The sequence below is a fragment of the Viridibacillus sp. FSL E2-0187 genome, from assembly GCF_038006425.1.
GTDB classification, from domain to species: Bacteria; Bacillota; Bacilli; order Bacillales_A; family Planococcaceae; genus Viridibacillus; species Viridibacillus arvi.
The window spans coordinates 1,159,833-1,174,414 of record NZ_JBBOVG010000001.1; the positions used below are offsets into that span (position 1 = coordinate 1,159,833).

Genomic DNA, 14,582 nt, shown 5'->3' on the forward strand with positions numbered 1-14,582 from the left:
TTTATGATAAAGTTGAATCCTTCTTAATAACGGCTGTTACTGCATCATAAATAGTACTAGCAAAATGGTCATTTTGCAATGAAGTGACACCTTGGATTGTAGTACCCCCAGGTGAACAAACTTGATCAACAAGTTCCCAAGGGTGTTCGTCAGATTCTAATATCATTTTAGCACTACCAAGTACGGAACTGGCGGCAATTTCTAATGCCATTTTCTTATCCATTCCCTCGCGTACCGCAGCTCTTGCTAATGAATCAATATATAAATACGTAAAGGCAGGTGATGCACCACCAATAGCCGAGAAAATTGTAAATAGATTTTCTGGTAATTCTATAATAGAGCCAATAGTTCCAAACAGAGCTTCTACGATTTCTTTGTGCTGTTCATTAACAGTTGAAGAAATGGAGTAGCAAGTTGTGGAAGCACCTACTATGGCATTAATATTGGGCATAACGCGGATAATCGGTGTATCTGCATGTATGTTTTGTTGTATATAGTCAATAGATTTTCCTGCTGCGACTGATATAATAATATGATTTTCTTTGATATATTTTTGAACCTCTAATAATACTTCAGGTAATACTTGAGGTTGGACTGCTAATACAATGACATCAGCTTTTATCATAATATCTTTAATAGAATCACTTGCAATAAGCCCATAGTTGTCCGCAAGATGAATTGTTTTACCAACTGTGCGGTTATAACCATAAATGTCTGTTGCTGAAAACTGTTTACTATTGTACATACCTTTAATAATGGCAGATGCCATACTACCAAGGCCGATAAATCCATACTTCATTCTTACACTCTCCTAACATATTCTATCAGTATAGTACAGACTGTTAGTGTTGGATAGTGTTTGATATTAACAATTCATATGTCAATTATTTATCGATTTTGGGCTAAGTGACCCATTATCAAAAAAACAAAAAACATAGTAGTCAAATGTACTACGATGTTTTTTGTATATAGGCTTATTCAGTAGCAAGCATTTCAAGTTTTGCTAACAATTCTTCTCTTTTTTCTTTCAGTTTTGGAGATTTGCTTACTTTGAGTGCGTTATTGACTGCTTTCAGTGCTTCTTTCAACTGATTTTGTTGTTCGAATAAACTGATTAGCAGCAGATGTAATCTCGTGTATTTAGGAAACAGTTCAAGTCCCTCATAAGCAGCTTCGAAAGCTTCATCCATGCGTCCTAAATCACATAAAAGCTCAACCTTCAATACACGTGGTCTATCATATGTTGGTGATAATCTGATGGATTCTTCAGCTAACTGAAGTGCCCAATTTTTTTTGTTTGTCTTAGCGCAGTGTATTGCTAAAATACGATGATACTCAGTTGATTTTGATCGTAGTGTTCGTTCATAATTAGGAATAGGTTGCTCGGCCATGAATCTTTTTACAATATCCTTTAATATACCTATTTGAGATAAATAAATTGAAATACGGTGTCCAGCATATGGGTAGTAAATGTACTTAGCATTCGGATAAGCTTTTTTGATTACCTTTTTCATATATTTACTATCAATTGAATCCTTTGGATCGTAAATAATCGTCGGAGTAATTCTAGGATTATAAGGATGCTGTAACTCGTGTTGGAAAACCGTTTCAACTCTCATTTTAGTACCATGGTTAGGATGTGCAGAGTTTCTTGGACTTAGTGCTAGAATATTACAATCAATTGTTGAACCAAAGTACAATGCACTATAGCCACCTAGACTAGTACCGTACGCGAATTTTTTCTCATAACCATCAGCCAATTTTGCAACAGTTTCATAGTATTCTTCACGTGAGATATCTTGGTGATAGTTTTTCGTTGTTCTTCGTCTTAATGAGATTAAATCCACTCTTTTTTTCTTTAATAAGTTGAAAGCGAAAGGTGTTCTTTCCCATGTTTTATCAATGGAGTCAAACGTTGCGAACACAGTGTTTGTTGGTTCGATGAATTTATAGAACTCAATTCTACTCTCACCATTATCAAATAGTGTGACTTTTCGATAGCCGTCTTCAAAAAGTTCTGGCAGCTCATCAACATACTTTGTCAAACAATCAGCGAATAATGATCTAGCTTTTTCATGTTCGCCTACAATTTGATAGGCAATACTTAAGTCAACGAGCACCGAAGCAGGTACCTTTTCACCTAAAAATTGCACGAGTTCTTCAACTCTTTGAATAGCTATAGGCCAATTCTTTGAGGCAAATGCCAATTCGACGTATTTATATTGAAGTGTTTCATCCTCAGGGTTCGCTTTCACTAGAAGCTCAAGTATTTCACCTGCTTCAGAATAGTGTCTGTTATTAATCAAATATTTATATAGTTTATAAGTAAGTGTAGAATTTGTTTTTCGTGGAATATTTACTAAAATTCTTGGTAAATGCTTTGCCACATCGCTCCAATTTTTTTGACGAACATAGATTTTCATCAATTCAGTATGAACAGATAGATTCAGTGGATAAATTTTCGAACCTTCTTCTAATAATTTTTTTGCTTGAGCAACTTTATTATCACGTTTCAGTTGTTTGGCAAAATCAATATAGTTAGATTTGCTAGGGACAGCTCCGTTTTGCGCTAAAATGTCTTCGGCAATTTGAGTAATAACGTCCTTATTTTCATTTTGTGTAGATATAGACATGATAATCTCCTTTTTAAGTTTCAAAGCTAATACAGTTTAAGCTTTTTTACATCAATTTTGAGTAAGGAATATGAAACTAGTGCTCAATTCCTATGTCAAATTACATTAACTCTTTCAATTAAATCATGAAAATCATTGCTATAGGGGCAAATCAATGAATTTGTTATTAAACTGTTACAAGTGTTACGAAACTTATACATAATTGTAACCTAAATGATACTTAATTGGTTGTAAAAATGGTATTTTTATGCTTATATTGACCAAAATCGTACTAATATAACAAATAGATATGAAGAATATGGGTTGAGGGTAATCCAATTCTATTATTGCCTGAAAAATTATGTGTAAATTATCTTAACAGAGATTGGAGAATAGATATATGATATTACAAAATGAACAATTAGTGGTTCGGAAGTTAGAAAGAAAAGATGATATTTATCTTGCGAAATGGCTTTCAGACGAAAATATATTAACATATTACGAAGGAATAGATAATCCATTTGATATAGAAAAAGTGCATGAAAAATTTTACGATATTAACGAAGACGAAACGAGATGTATTATAGAATACAATGGCGTCAGTATCGGTTATATTCAGTTTTATCCTATTGAGCATGAGAGTAGGGTTGCTTATGACTACAATAACGACGCAGAAGTTATTTATGGGTTAGATCAATTTATTGGTGAATCCAGTTATTGGGATAAAGGTATTGGCACCAAGCTTATTTTAGCGATGAAAGAATACTTAGTCAACGAGAAAAAGGCTGATATCCTTGTTATGGATCCGCAAGCTTGGAATGAAAGAGCCATTCACTGCTATGAAAAATGTGGTTTTAAGAAAGTACGATATTTACCGAAGCATGAGATGCATGAAGGTGAATTAAGAGATTGCTGGTTAGTGGAGTATAGAGCACTATAAGACAAATAAAAAGGACGGGAGCAGAAAATATGCTGTCGTCCTTTTCGTATTTTAAAATTGGGTTACTTTTCTCCCTTTACCGAAAGGAATACACATTGGCGTACCGAAAATAGGGTCAGCTGTAATTTCACAATCGAGATCAAAGACATCTTTAATAAGGGATTCATTTATGATTTCCTCAGGCTTGCCTTTTTTATAAACGGTTTGGTTAGCTACGGTAATAATATGATGAGCATAACGGCAAGCTAAATTAATGTCATGTAAGACCATGATGATTGTACGGTTTTCTTGAATATTCAACTCATATAATAAATCGAGAATTTCGATTTGATGCGTTAAATCTAAATAGGTAGTCGGTTCATCTAATAATATAATATCCGTATCTTGTGCCAATGTCATAGCAATCCAGGCACGTTGTCGTTGCCCACCTGATAGTTCGTCAACAGGTTTGTCTTTCAATTCTGCAACACCCGTAGCCTCTAGTGCATTTAAGACGATCTCTTCATCTTCTTTAGTCCATTGCTTACGCCAGCTTTGGTAAGGATATCTACCTTGCTTCACAAGTTGCAGTACAGTTAACCCCTCTGGTGCGGTAGGGGATTGTGGCAAAATAGATAGCTTTTTAGCCACTTGTTTAGTTGACAGTTTAAAGACATCTTCCGCTTCTAATAATACAGTGCCGTGCGTTGGTTTTAATAATCTTGCAATAGAGCGTAAAAGAGTGGATTTACCACAACCATTACCACCGATTAACACGGTGATTTCACCCTTTGGAATTGTAATATTTAAATCTTTTATAATAACGGAATCGCCATAACCTAAAGTAAGTGATTTCGTTTCAATCGTTTCTGTCAAAGGTTTTCGACTCCTTTAGTTCTTCGGATTTCTAAATAATAAATAGATAAAATAAGGGGCACCAATTGCTGCTGTAAAAACACCAGCAGGTACTTCTAGTGGACTAAATGCCGTTCTACCAATGACATCCGCTGCCATAACTAGTAATGCGCCTATACTTGCAGCAGTTGGGATTAACACGCCAAAAGATGACCCAACTAAGCGACGTGCGATATGTGGCGCCATTAAACCGACAAAACCAATAGCACCAGCAAAAGCAATAGCGCCGGCAACTAGACAAGTACTTAGTAATAATAAAAGAAAACGCATTTTCTGAACAGGTTGTCCTAAATTTGAAGCCGTATCATCACCTAATTCTTGAACATTTAAATGTCGTGTGATGAAGAAAGAAATCACAAGTAAAAGAATAGTCCAAGGTACGACCATTTTCACTTGCTCCCAACTTGCTCCGCTAACGCTACCTGTTATCCAAATATTCGCTTCACTCGCTCTATAGATTGGACCTAGTAACATGAGCAGCGTTGTCATTGCCTGCATAAATGCTGATACCCCTATACCAATAAGGACAAGGCGAATAGGGGTTATACCATCTTTCCAAGCTAAAAAGTATACCACAAAGCCTATTACAGTAGCTCCTATAAAACCTGCAATAGGAAGCCACTGAATACTAACTGTTAAGGAGTGGTTTTGATCACTAAAGATAGCTAAGAAAGCTACAACTGCAGCACCGCCACCAGCAGAAATCCCTATAATATCAGGGGAAGCAAGGGGGTTTTTAATCATCCCTTGTAAAATAGCTCCAGCAACGGCTAATGCCATACCAGCAAAGGCTGCAATTAGAATACGAGGTAATCTAAAATCAATTACTACAAGGCGATCAAAATCATTACCACCACCAAATAGAATTTGGAATACGTTTAAAGGATTGATAAAAGAATCGCCTACAGATGCACTTAGTATAAATGTTGCCATTACTAAGCAAAATAATAATGTGATTTTCCTAGTTGCTTTTATATCAAGTAAAAACGAAATTTTTTGTTGTAATAGTCTAATAGTTCTGTACTGCTTCACGCTTTTCTGAACCCCTTCCTAGCAATGTATATAAAGAATGGTGTTCCGATAAACGCTGTCATGACACCAACAGGAACTTCCTGAGGCATGATAATATAACGAGCACTAACGTCTGCTAATAGTAGTAGAATTCCACCTAGTAATGCTGCCATTGGAATTAACCACCTATGATCATTCCCAACGCATTTGCGAGCTAAATGGGGAATGACTATGCCGATAAAACCGATTGGACCAGCTACAGCTACAGATCCACCTGCAAGCATAATAACGATAAATCCAACAGCTAATTGAATCAAGCCCACTGGTAAACCTAACCCTTTTGCGACATCATCACCAAGTGCTAGAACATTCATCTTCGGTGCAATTAGCAATGCACCAATCCAACCTATAATTAGATAAGGAAGAACAGCAATTAATAATTCCAATTTACGACCTTCTACAGAACCGGCTAACCAAAATAGCACTTGATCTAATTCAGCCTCATTAGTGGCTAATAATCCTTGAGTGAAAGAAGAGAAGAGGGCGCTCATGGCTGCTCCAGCTAAAGTAATTTTAATAGGAGACATAGCATCTCGACCTGTAGAACTAATCCCATAAACTGCTGCTGTTGCAACTGTTGCACCTACAAATGCAATCCACGCAAATGATTGCAAGCTAGTAGATTGGAAGAAGACCATCGCAAACACAACCGCGAATCCAGCGCCAGCATTAATCCCTAAAATACCTGGTGAAGCTAATGGGTTTTTTGTTAACGTTTGCATTAAAACGCCAGCAATCGCTAATGACGCTCCGACGCTTGCTGCGATTAATGCTCGAGGAAGTCTTACGTTTTGAATGATTAAATGTTCATTCGAGTCATTAAACTGTGTAAATGCTTGATAAGCCGTCTGAAAGGATGTATCTGCATAACCGTAAACGATACTAATGACCATACATATGAGTAATAGAATGATACTGCTTATTAGTGCAAGAATTTTTGTAAGATTATTATTAAATAACATGTGGTATTCAAAACTCTTTTCTAAAATAGAATAAAATTACGCTTTTAATGTAAATTTAAAAATATATTGACTTCTCTTTTAACGTGGAATATTATTAATCTTGCATTAAATGAAAATGATTATCATTATTGCTTTCATATTTTATCATATACATTGGAGGATTAAAAGAGATGAAAAATACTTTACGTAAAATCGTCGCATTATTTGCAGTTATCGCTGTATTTGCATTAGCAGCTTGCGGTAATACGAAAGAAGATGATAAACAAAAAGATGCATCAAAAGAAAAAGAAACTACATATTCTGTTGAGCATGCAATGGGTACTACTGAAATTAAAGGCACACCTAAACGTATTGTTGTATTAACTAATGAAGGAACTGAAGCATTACTTGCTTTAGGTATTCAACCAGTAGGCGCAGTACAATCATGGGTAGGAAATCCTTGGTATGATCATATTAAAGACGATATGGGCGATGCTGAAGTTGTCGGCGTTGAACATGAAGTGAACATTGAGAAGATTGCTGCACTTAAACCTGATCTAATCATTGGTAATAAGTTACGACAAGAAAAAGTCTATGATAAACTAACAAAAATTGCACCAACAGTTTTCTCTGAAACATTACGTGGTGACTGGAAAGACAACTTTGCGTTATATGCAAAAGCAGTGAACAAAGAAGCTGAAGGTAAGGATATATTAAATAAATATGAAGAAAAAGTTGCTACACTAAAAACAACTTTAGGCGACAAAACAAATCAAGAAGTATCTTTTGTACGCTTTATGACTGGTAAAGCACGTATTTACTACACTGATTCATTCTCAGGTGTAATCTTCAATGAATTAGGCTTTAAACGCGTAAAAGAACAAGAAAAATTATTTACAGCAGACAATAAATTAGGTAATTTAGCAATAGAAGTTGGTAAAGAAGCTATTCCTGAAATGGATGGAGACGTACTATTCTACTTCACATATATGCCGACAGGTGATGACTCTGCATTAGCAACTGAAACTGAATGGACTGAAGACCCTCTTTGGAAAAAACTATCTGCAGTTAAAGATGGTAACGCTCATAAAGTGGACGATGTAATTTGGAACACAGCAGGTGGCGTATTAGCAGCTAACTTAATGTTAGATCAAATTGAAGAAGTATTCTCTAAATAAAATGACATGCAAAAACGTTTATTAGGATATCCTAATAAACGTTTTTATTTTCCAGGAAATAATTTATTAGTTAAATATGTGGTTTTGTTAACGCTACTGGATTACTTAAGGAAGCATAAATTATTCAGAGAACACTTTATACAATTGAAGAGAAGGGCTGAAAATGAGTACATTCAATGAGGAGTTAGATAAAAAAAGACCGTTCAAAAATGAACGATCTTCTTGAAGGTTTTTATAAATCTTTTAACTGTTTATTCAATAGGTTAGCTTGAGCTATTGCATGTTGATCTTGTAAAATGTCACCTGGTTTCTTTCCTTCACCTATAATATAAGAAGAAAACTGCATATTTAAGAAATCAAAAGTGTATTTAAATTGCTGAATAAGGGGTAGACCTTTTACTTTCGGTTCATCACCACCGACTGCTACTACGATGGCTTCTACAGATTTTATTTTTTCTTTAAATTGTGGAAAACGTTCATCTCGTATAGCGTGGCTTAATCGATCAATCATATTTTTCATAATTCCTGACATCGTATACCAATAAATTGGAGTTGAAAAGATAATCAGGTCACTTTCTAAGAAAGCATTTATGATCGTGTCATAATCATCGTCTACTAATTGAAAGCCGCCTTCCGTATGACGTAAATCATGAATAGGTTGAATTGATAGGTTTTTTAAATCAATCTTAGTATGAGTTAAATCTTTCGTTACCATATCGGCCAGTATCTCACTGTTACTTTCTTCTCTAGAACTACCTATAAATGTTGTAATCTTCATATATGTCAATCCTCTCTATACTTTCTTCTTTAAAAAGTTTAAACTTAAATTCATTATTAATAAAGATGAATGATTCGATTAAATTAATCGGTAAAACCGATTTAGGAGTGTGGAATATGGATATTAAGCACTTACATACATTTTTAAGCGCTGCTAAAACATTAAATTTTACGCAAACAGCGGAAATGCTGGATTACGCACAGTCTTCTATTACAGCCCATATTAAGTCTTTAGAAGGTGAATTAGGGGTTCCTTTATTTGAGCGTTTAGGTAAACGAATCTATTTAACTGATGCTGGTATGCAATTAAAACAATATGCACAAAAGATGGTGGATCTTGATGAAACCATGAGAGATGCATTATCTAATCAAGATGAGGTGAATGTGACTTTAACAATCGGGGCACAGGAAAGTCAATGCACTTATCGTTTACCCGAAATTTTACGATTATTCAGAAGCAGACATCCGAAGGTGAAAATAGTTTTTAAGCCAGTTCATACAATTGATATTGCCAAGGATTTATTGCAATCGGGTAATCTCGATTTGGCTTTTATAACAGATACACGTAAGGACACACCGATGCTTTGTAAAAAGGAATTAATCAAAGAAGATTTAGTATTTGTAGTAGCAGCAACACACCATTTAACTCAAAATGAGATTTTATCCATACAGAACGTAGCACAAGAAACGATATTATTAACTGAGGAAGGCTGCTCTTATCGAAATCAATTTGAATATCAATGTCATAATGAAGGCATCTACCCAGAACAAATAATAGAATTTTCTAGTATTGAAGCAATCAAGAAGTGTGTGATAGCTGGTTTAGGTATGACGTTGTTGCCGAAAATGACAGTTGAAAAAGAGTTGGAAAATGGACTACTAAAAGAACTAGAAACAACTATTACAATGGAACCTGTATTTACTGAACTTGCGTGGCATAAGGATAAATATATTTTCTCTTATTTAGAAGATTTCATACAGATTGCGTGTGAACAGTATAAAGTATTTAACGGAAGTTCTAGAATTGATTAGAGAGGTTAATGAGGCTATAAAGAACTTGAAAAGAGACTGGGACATAAATAGTTTCAGTTCACGTAAAAAAAAGCAAAAAAAAAGCAGGCGCTCATCTGCCTGCTAGAAAAAAGAAAAAGATTCCCGACAATCCGAGTCGTTATGGAATCTTAGTTTGTAATGAAAGTTCGAAAACAAACATTACGTAGGTTTGGCACCTAAATACATATTATACGCTATTAAATGAGAAATGCAAGGAAAATATCAAATGAAATAAGAGTTTATCAATATTTAATTTAGAAATGGTTATATAGAAGTTTTTTAAAAGGTTTAAAGAAGATACATATGAGGTATTCATATATGCATATAACTTCGAATGTACATTATTAGTTAAGGATATAAGTTTCAAAATATTTTAGTATACTTAAAGTACTTTTATGTTGGGTATTTTATACATTCAATGTAAGTATATAACATGTGAGTTACATCTAAGCTAAATAATATGGATTGAGGAAGAAGTAAAATAGTGAATCAATGAGTCTGAGCTAGAGAGCACTAAGCATTACAGAACTATAAGGAGGTATTGAAATGATCGTATTTGAGAATGTATCTAAAAGGTATGATGATAATCAACCAGCAGTTAACTATCTTAATTTGGAAATAAAGAAAGGTGAATTTTTTGTCATCATTGGCCCAAGTGGCTGTGGGAAAACGACTTTACTAAAAATGATCAATCGATTAATTCGATTGACTGAAGGAACTATAAAAATTGAAGGGAAAAGAATAAGTGATTATGACATAAATGAGTTACGTTGGAATATAGGGTATGTTCTCCAACAAATTGCACTTTTTCCACATATGACGATTGAAGAGAATATTGCCATCGTTCCAGAACTGAAAAAATGGAGTAAGGAACAAATTCAGCAACGAGTTCATGAGTTACTAAATATGGTCGGCCTTGAAGCAGATAAGTATAGTCAGCGAAAACCTGCAGAGCTTTCTGGAGGAGAACAACAGAGAGTAGGAGTCGTACGTGCATTAGCAGCAGATCCTGAGGTTATTCTCATGGATGAGCCCTTTAGTGCATTGGATCCGATTAGTCGTACTAAGTTACAAGATGACCTACTCAATTTACAACGAACAATTAAGAAAACAATTGTTTTTGTTTCACACGATATGCAAGAGGCGCTAAAACTAGGCGACAGAATATGTGTGATGAAGGATGGAGAAATTGTACAGCTTGGTACACCTCAAGAAATTATGCAAAATCCAGCTAATGATTTTGTTAGAGAATTTATTGGCCTTAATCAAAATTTTGAAGATACTTTCAATATAGAAAGTATTATCCAACCTATATCAAAAGAAAATGTCTATTTGCAAGTGTTACACAGAGTTTCAGTAAAAGATTCACTACAAGTAATTCTTAATAATTTGGTAGATCATGAAGCCATATCAGTTGATCAGGACGGTGAAATTATAGGTATTATAACGAGAGAATCGATAATAAGGTACTTAGCAAAAGATTCTTTAGGAAGAGGTTAAGGATATGACAAATTTAGTAGATGTTTTTAACGAACGTAAAGGACAGCTTTTGGCCTCTTTACTTGAACATATTCAAATATCGTTTATAGCACTCTTTTTTGCGGTTGTAATTGCCATACCTTTAGGCATTTACTTAACTAATAAAAAGAAAATAGCAGAAAGTATCATTGGCATAAGTGCTGTTTTGCAAACGATCCCTTCATTGGCGTTACTAGGCTTGTTAATTCCGCTGTTTGGTATAGGTAAGATACCAGCAATAATTGCATTAGTTGTTTATGCACTTTTACCAATTTTACGTAATACATACACAGGTATAAATGAGGTAGATGCATCGTTAAAAGAAGCAGCAAAGGCAATGGGGATGAACACTAGAAAGAGGTTAGTAAAGGTGGAGCTTCCTCTCGCTATGCCTGTTATTATGGCAGGGATCCGGACAGCTATGGTCTTAATAGTAGGTACAGCTACATTGGCCGCATTAATTGGTGCAGGGGGACTAGGGGATATTATTTTACTAGGCATCGATCGGAATAATACTGCATTAATCATCTTAGGAGCTGCACCAGCTGCACTATTAGCGTTAGCATTTGACTTTTTACTTAAAAAACTTGAATCACTTTCCTTTAAAAAAACAGTAACAGCACTAAGCACTTTAAGTGTTATTGCATTATTAATGATTTTTCTTCCTCTAATAAATATCAATGAAAAAGAAGAGATAGTTATTGCAGGTAAACTTGGATCTGAGCCTGAAATTCTTATTAATATGTATAAATTACTTATTGAAGAAGAGACCGATTTGAATGTTCAATTAAAGCCAGGTTTAGGTAAGACTTCATTTGTATTTAATGCATTGAAATCTGGTAATGTTGACATTTATCCCGAATTTACTGGCACAGCCATTTCTGAATTTTTAAAAGAAAAAGCGATAAACAACAACCAAGATGATGTCTATAAACAAGCACAAGAAGGAATGCTGAAGAAATTTGACATGGTAATGCTTAATCCTATGAAGTACAACAATACTTATGCATTGGCTGTTTCGGAAGATGCAGCAAAAACATATGATTTGAAGAACATTTCAGATGTAAAGGCGGCTGAAGAAAATATAAAAGCTGGGTTTACTATGGAGTTTAATGATCGAGAAGATGGTTATCGAGGTATTCAAAAGTTATATAATCTTTCTCTTTCTAATATTACTAAAATGGAACCAAAGCTAAGATACCAGGCTGTAAAATCTGGAGATATAGATTTACTAGATGCCTATTCAACAGACAGTGATATAAGACAATACAATTTAGTCGTTTTAGAAGACGACAAGAATCTATTCCCTCCTTACCAAGGTGCACCATTAATGAGAAAAGAAACAGTAAAAAAACATCCTGAAATTGAAAAAGCATTAAATAAACTAGCCAATCAAATAACTGAGGATGAAATGCGTCAAATGAATTATCAAGTAAATGTGGAGGGTAGAAAAGCATCAGAAGTAGCACGCGAATTTTTAGAAAAAGCGGGTTTGTTGTAAGTAGAAATACTAATTTTCCACAATAAAATGAGAGGTAGCTCTCTTAATTAAAAAAAGAACCATTTGTATTCAAAATACAAACGGTTCTTTTTTATGCTGTAGATTCATACAAAACTAAAAATGTTACAATCTTTTGAAAGATATTCAACAGTATTTTAAAAAAGTGAAGGCTTTTTAATAGTTAGATAATTCTCTAATGTGATAGAATAAATCATACTTTGAAAGAGGTGAGACTATTGGGAAGGCGATATTTAAAATTATCCACGTTGCTAAACTAAAAAAACTATCACTGAAAACGATGGATTACGACGCTCGCTTTCTTTATATTGTCTATATTCTAAGTATACATTTAAAAACATTTAAACTATTAGGTGAAAAACAATACTCTATAATATAAAGAATAAGTAATATAAAAAAGCATAAAGTAGCCTTAATACTCAAAACGACAATTCAAAATCAGAAATGTAGTTTCACTCAGTATTAACTATTAGTTAGTGTCCATTGTTCAAAATTATCTTAGTCATATATCATCACGGAGGTGAATCCCTTTTTAAAGGGAAATAATTGGACATAACAATCATTACGAATTTAATATTTATAACCATCTTAATCATCTTAACGGCTTTCTTTGTAGCATCAGAGTTTGCTGTTATTAAAGTACGAATGTCACGAATTGATCAGCTTATTGAAGAAGGAAATAAAAGAGCGGTTGCTGCTAAAAAAGTTGTTTCAGATTTAGACTATTATTTATCGGCCTGTCAGCTTGGTATAACAGTAACAGCTTTAGGTTTAGGTACTCTCGGAGAGCCTACAGTTGAGAAACTTCTGCATCCAGTTTTTGATTACTTAGGGATACCAGCAGCTATGTCAACTGTAGCTTCTTACGCTCTTGCACTAATGATCATGACGTTGCTTCATGTTGTATTAGGGGAGCTTGCGCCAAAAACATTAGCGATTCAGTATGCTGAACGTTTGACGTTGATGCTAGCACCATCATTAGTTGCATTTGGTAAAATATTCTTCCCACTCATCTGGTTCATGAATGGAACATCTCGTGCCTTACTTCGCTTATTCGGAGTTAAACCTGCAAGTCATGAACAGGCACATTCCGAAGAAGAGCTGCAGATTATTATGACACAGAGCTTCCAAAGTGGAGAGATCAATCAAACTGAACTAACATACATGCAGAATATTTTTGCATTTGATGAGCGCGTAGCAAAAGATATCATGATACCACGTACTCAGATGGTTGTTTTAGATAGTGTAATGGAAAAAGAAGAAATTTTACAAATAATTGACGAGCATCACTTTACAAGATACCCTATAACAGAAAATGGGGATAAAGATAAAATTATTGGCGTTGTAAATACAAAAGAAATGGTAACAGAATATGCACTTGGTAAGGAAACAACTTTAGAAGAACATATACACAAAATACCGTTTATTCTTGAAACTGCGCGATTACAAGATGTACTATTGAAAATGAAGAAGGATCAAATTCATATAGTAATAGTTATTGATGAGTTTGGCGGTACTTCAGGTATTATTTCAATGGAAGATATTCTAGAGGAAATCGTTGGTGAAATCCGCGATGAATTTGATGATGATGAAATTCCAGATATTTTTGAAAATGGTAGAAATGAATATCTAATTAATGGACGCGTCCAGTTAGAAGAATTAGAGGATCGATTTAATATCAAATTTGAAAATACGTATAATGTTGATACAATCGGTGGTTGGATACAAGTAGAAATGTTGCAAGCAGACGGTAAGCAAGAACCAATTAATCAAGGAAATCAGCAATGGAAAATCGTACAAAGCGATAATCATCAAATTTTGCAAGTTTCTCTAAAGTTACAGAGTGAAGTTACTTCTTAACGAATCTAATAATTAGTAGTTCTTGATACAGCTCTTAGAATTGTATGTTCAAGAGCAAAAGAAACTATACAATTAAAAAAGAATCTATTTTGGTCATAAGTTTATGCCAAAATGGATTCTTTTTGTTTGCAGCCGAATATTTAAACAAAGAAAAAAGCTAAATGTAAACTAAAAACCTGATTTTTAAATAATAAAATACTGCAAATTAGATGTTAAAAA

At 34.2% G+C, this 14,582-nt stretch carries 12 protein-coding genes; 6 read left to right on the forward strand and 6 right to left on the reverse strand.

All coding sequences use genetic code 11. The features are described from left to right. Window position 1: 1 nt before the first annotated feature. Window positions 2-799: a pyrroline-5-carboxylate reductase gene (gene proC, locus MHH85_RS05660; protein WP_340706223.1), complete on the reverse strand. Its 798-nt coding sequence runs from the start codon at window positions 797-799 to the stop codon at window positions 2-4. A gap of 175 nt (window positions 800-974) precedes the next feature. After that, complete coding sequence (locus MHH85_RS05665; RefSeq protein WP_340706224.1) at window positions 975-2,633, reverse strand: tetratricopeptide repeat protein; 1,659 nt, start codon at window positions 2,631-2,633, stop codon at window positions 975-977. Window positions 2,634-3,012: 379 nt separating this feature from the next. Here MHH85_RS05665 and MHH85_RS05670 point away from each other — a divergent pair, with 379 nt between their 5' ends. Then, window positions 3,013-3,552, forward strand: a complete 540-nt coding sequence (locus MHH85_RS05670) for a GNAT family N-acetyltransferase (protein ID WP_340706225.1) — start codon at window positions 3,013-3,015, stop codon at window positions 3,550-3,552. A gap of 51 nt (window positions 3,553-3,603) precedes the next feature. Here MHH85_RS05670 and MHH85_RS05675 read toward each other — a convergent pair whose 3' ends face one another. The 3 genes from MHH85_RS05675 to MHH85_RS05685 are packed head-to-tail and all read right to left on the reverse strand — an operon-like array spanning window position 3,604 to window position 6,479. Next, the gene (locus MHH85_RS05675; RefSeq protein WP_340706226.1) at window positions 3,604-4,407 is read right to left on the reverse strand and encodes an ABC transporter ATP-binding protein; all 804 of its coding nucleotides are present in this window, start codon (window positions 4,405-4,407) and stop codon (window positions 3,604-3,606) included. Between the two features lie 15 nt (window positions 4,408-4,422). After that, window positions 4,423-5,478: a FecCD family ABC transporter permease gene (locus MHH85_RS05680; RefSeq protein ID WP_340706227.1), complete on the reverse strand. Its 1,056-nt coding sequence runs from the start codon at window positions 5,476-5,478 to the stop codon at window positions 4,423-4,425. After that, window positions 5,475-6,479, reverse strand: coding sequence for a FecCD family ABC transporter permease (locus MHH85_RS05685; protein ID WP_340706228.1), 1,005 nt, complete (start codon window positions 6,477-6,479; stop codon window positions 5,475-5,477). Before MHH85_RS05685 ends, MHH85_RS05680 begins: the two co-directional genes overlap by 4 nt. Before the next feature lie 170 nt (window positions 6,480-6,649). Between MHH85_RS05685 and MHH85_RS05690 the strand changes: the two genes are divergently transcribed. Then, entirely contained in the window at window positions 6,650-7,636 is a 987-nt protein-coding gene (locus tag MHH85_RS05690) for an ABC transporter substrate-binding protein (protein WP_340706229.1), read from the forward strand. Between the two features lie 232 nt (window positions 7,637-7,868). Here MHH85_RS05690 and MHH85_RS05695 read toward each other — a convergent pair whose 3' ends face one another. Further along, the gene (locus tag MHH85_RS05695) at window positions 7,869-8,414 is read right to left on the reverse strand and encodes a flavodoxin family protein (RefSeq protein ID WP_340706230.1); all 546 of its coding nucleotides are present in this window, start codon (window positions 8,412-8,414) and stop codon (window positions 7,869-7,871) included. A 116-nt stretch (window positions 8,415-8,530) separates the two neighbouring features. Between MHH85_RS05695 and MHH85_RS05700 the strand changes: the two genes are divergently transcribed. The 4 genes from MHH85_RS05700 to MHH85_RS05715 all read left to right on the forward strand — a co-directional run bounded on the left by MHH85_RS05700 (window position 8,531) and on the right by MHH85_RS05715 (window position 14,363). After that, entirely contained in the window at window positions 8,531-9,445 is a 915-nt protein-coding gene (locus MHH85_RS05700) for a LysR family transcriptional regulator (RefSeq protein WP_340706231.1), read from the forward strand. Between the two features lie 567 nt (window positions 9,446-10,012). Continuing rightward, window positions 10,013-10,966 carry an ABC transporter ATP-binding protein gene (locus MHH85_RS05705; protein ID WP_340706232.1) on the forward strand — a complete coding sequence of 318 codons (954 nt, stop codon included), beginning with the start codon at window positions 10,013-10,015 and terminating at the stop codon, window positions 10,964-10,966. A gap of 4 nt (window positions 10,967-10,970) precedes the next feature. Beyond that, window positions 10,971-12,485 (forward strand): osmoprotectant update ABC transporter permease/substrate-binding subunit OpuFB, encoded by a 1,515-nt coding sequence (gene opuFB / locus MHH85_RS05710; protein WP_340706233.1) that lies wholly within the window; start codon window positions 10,971-10,973, stop codon window positions 12,483-12,485. A 564-nt stretch (window positions 12,486-13,049) separates the two neighbouring features. Beyond that, complete coding sequence (locus MHH85_RS05715) at window positions 13,050-14,363, forward strand: hemolysin family protein (protein ID WP_340706234.1); 1,314 nt, start codon at window positions 13,050-13,052, stop codon at window positions 14,361-14,363. Window positions 14,364-14,582 lie beyond the last annotated feature (219 nt).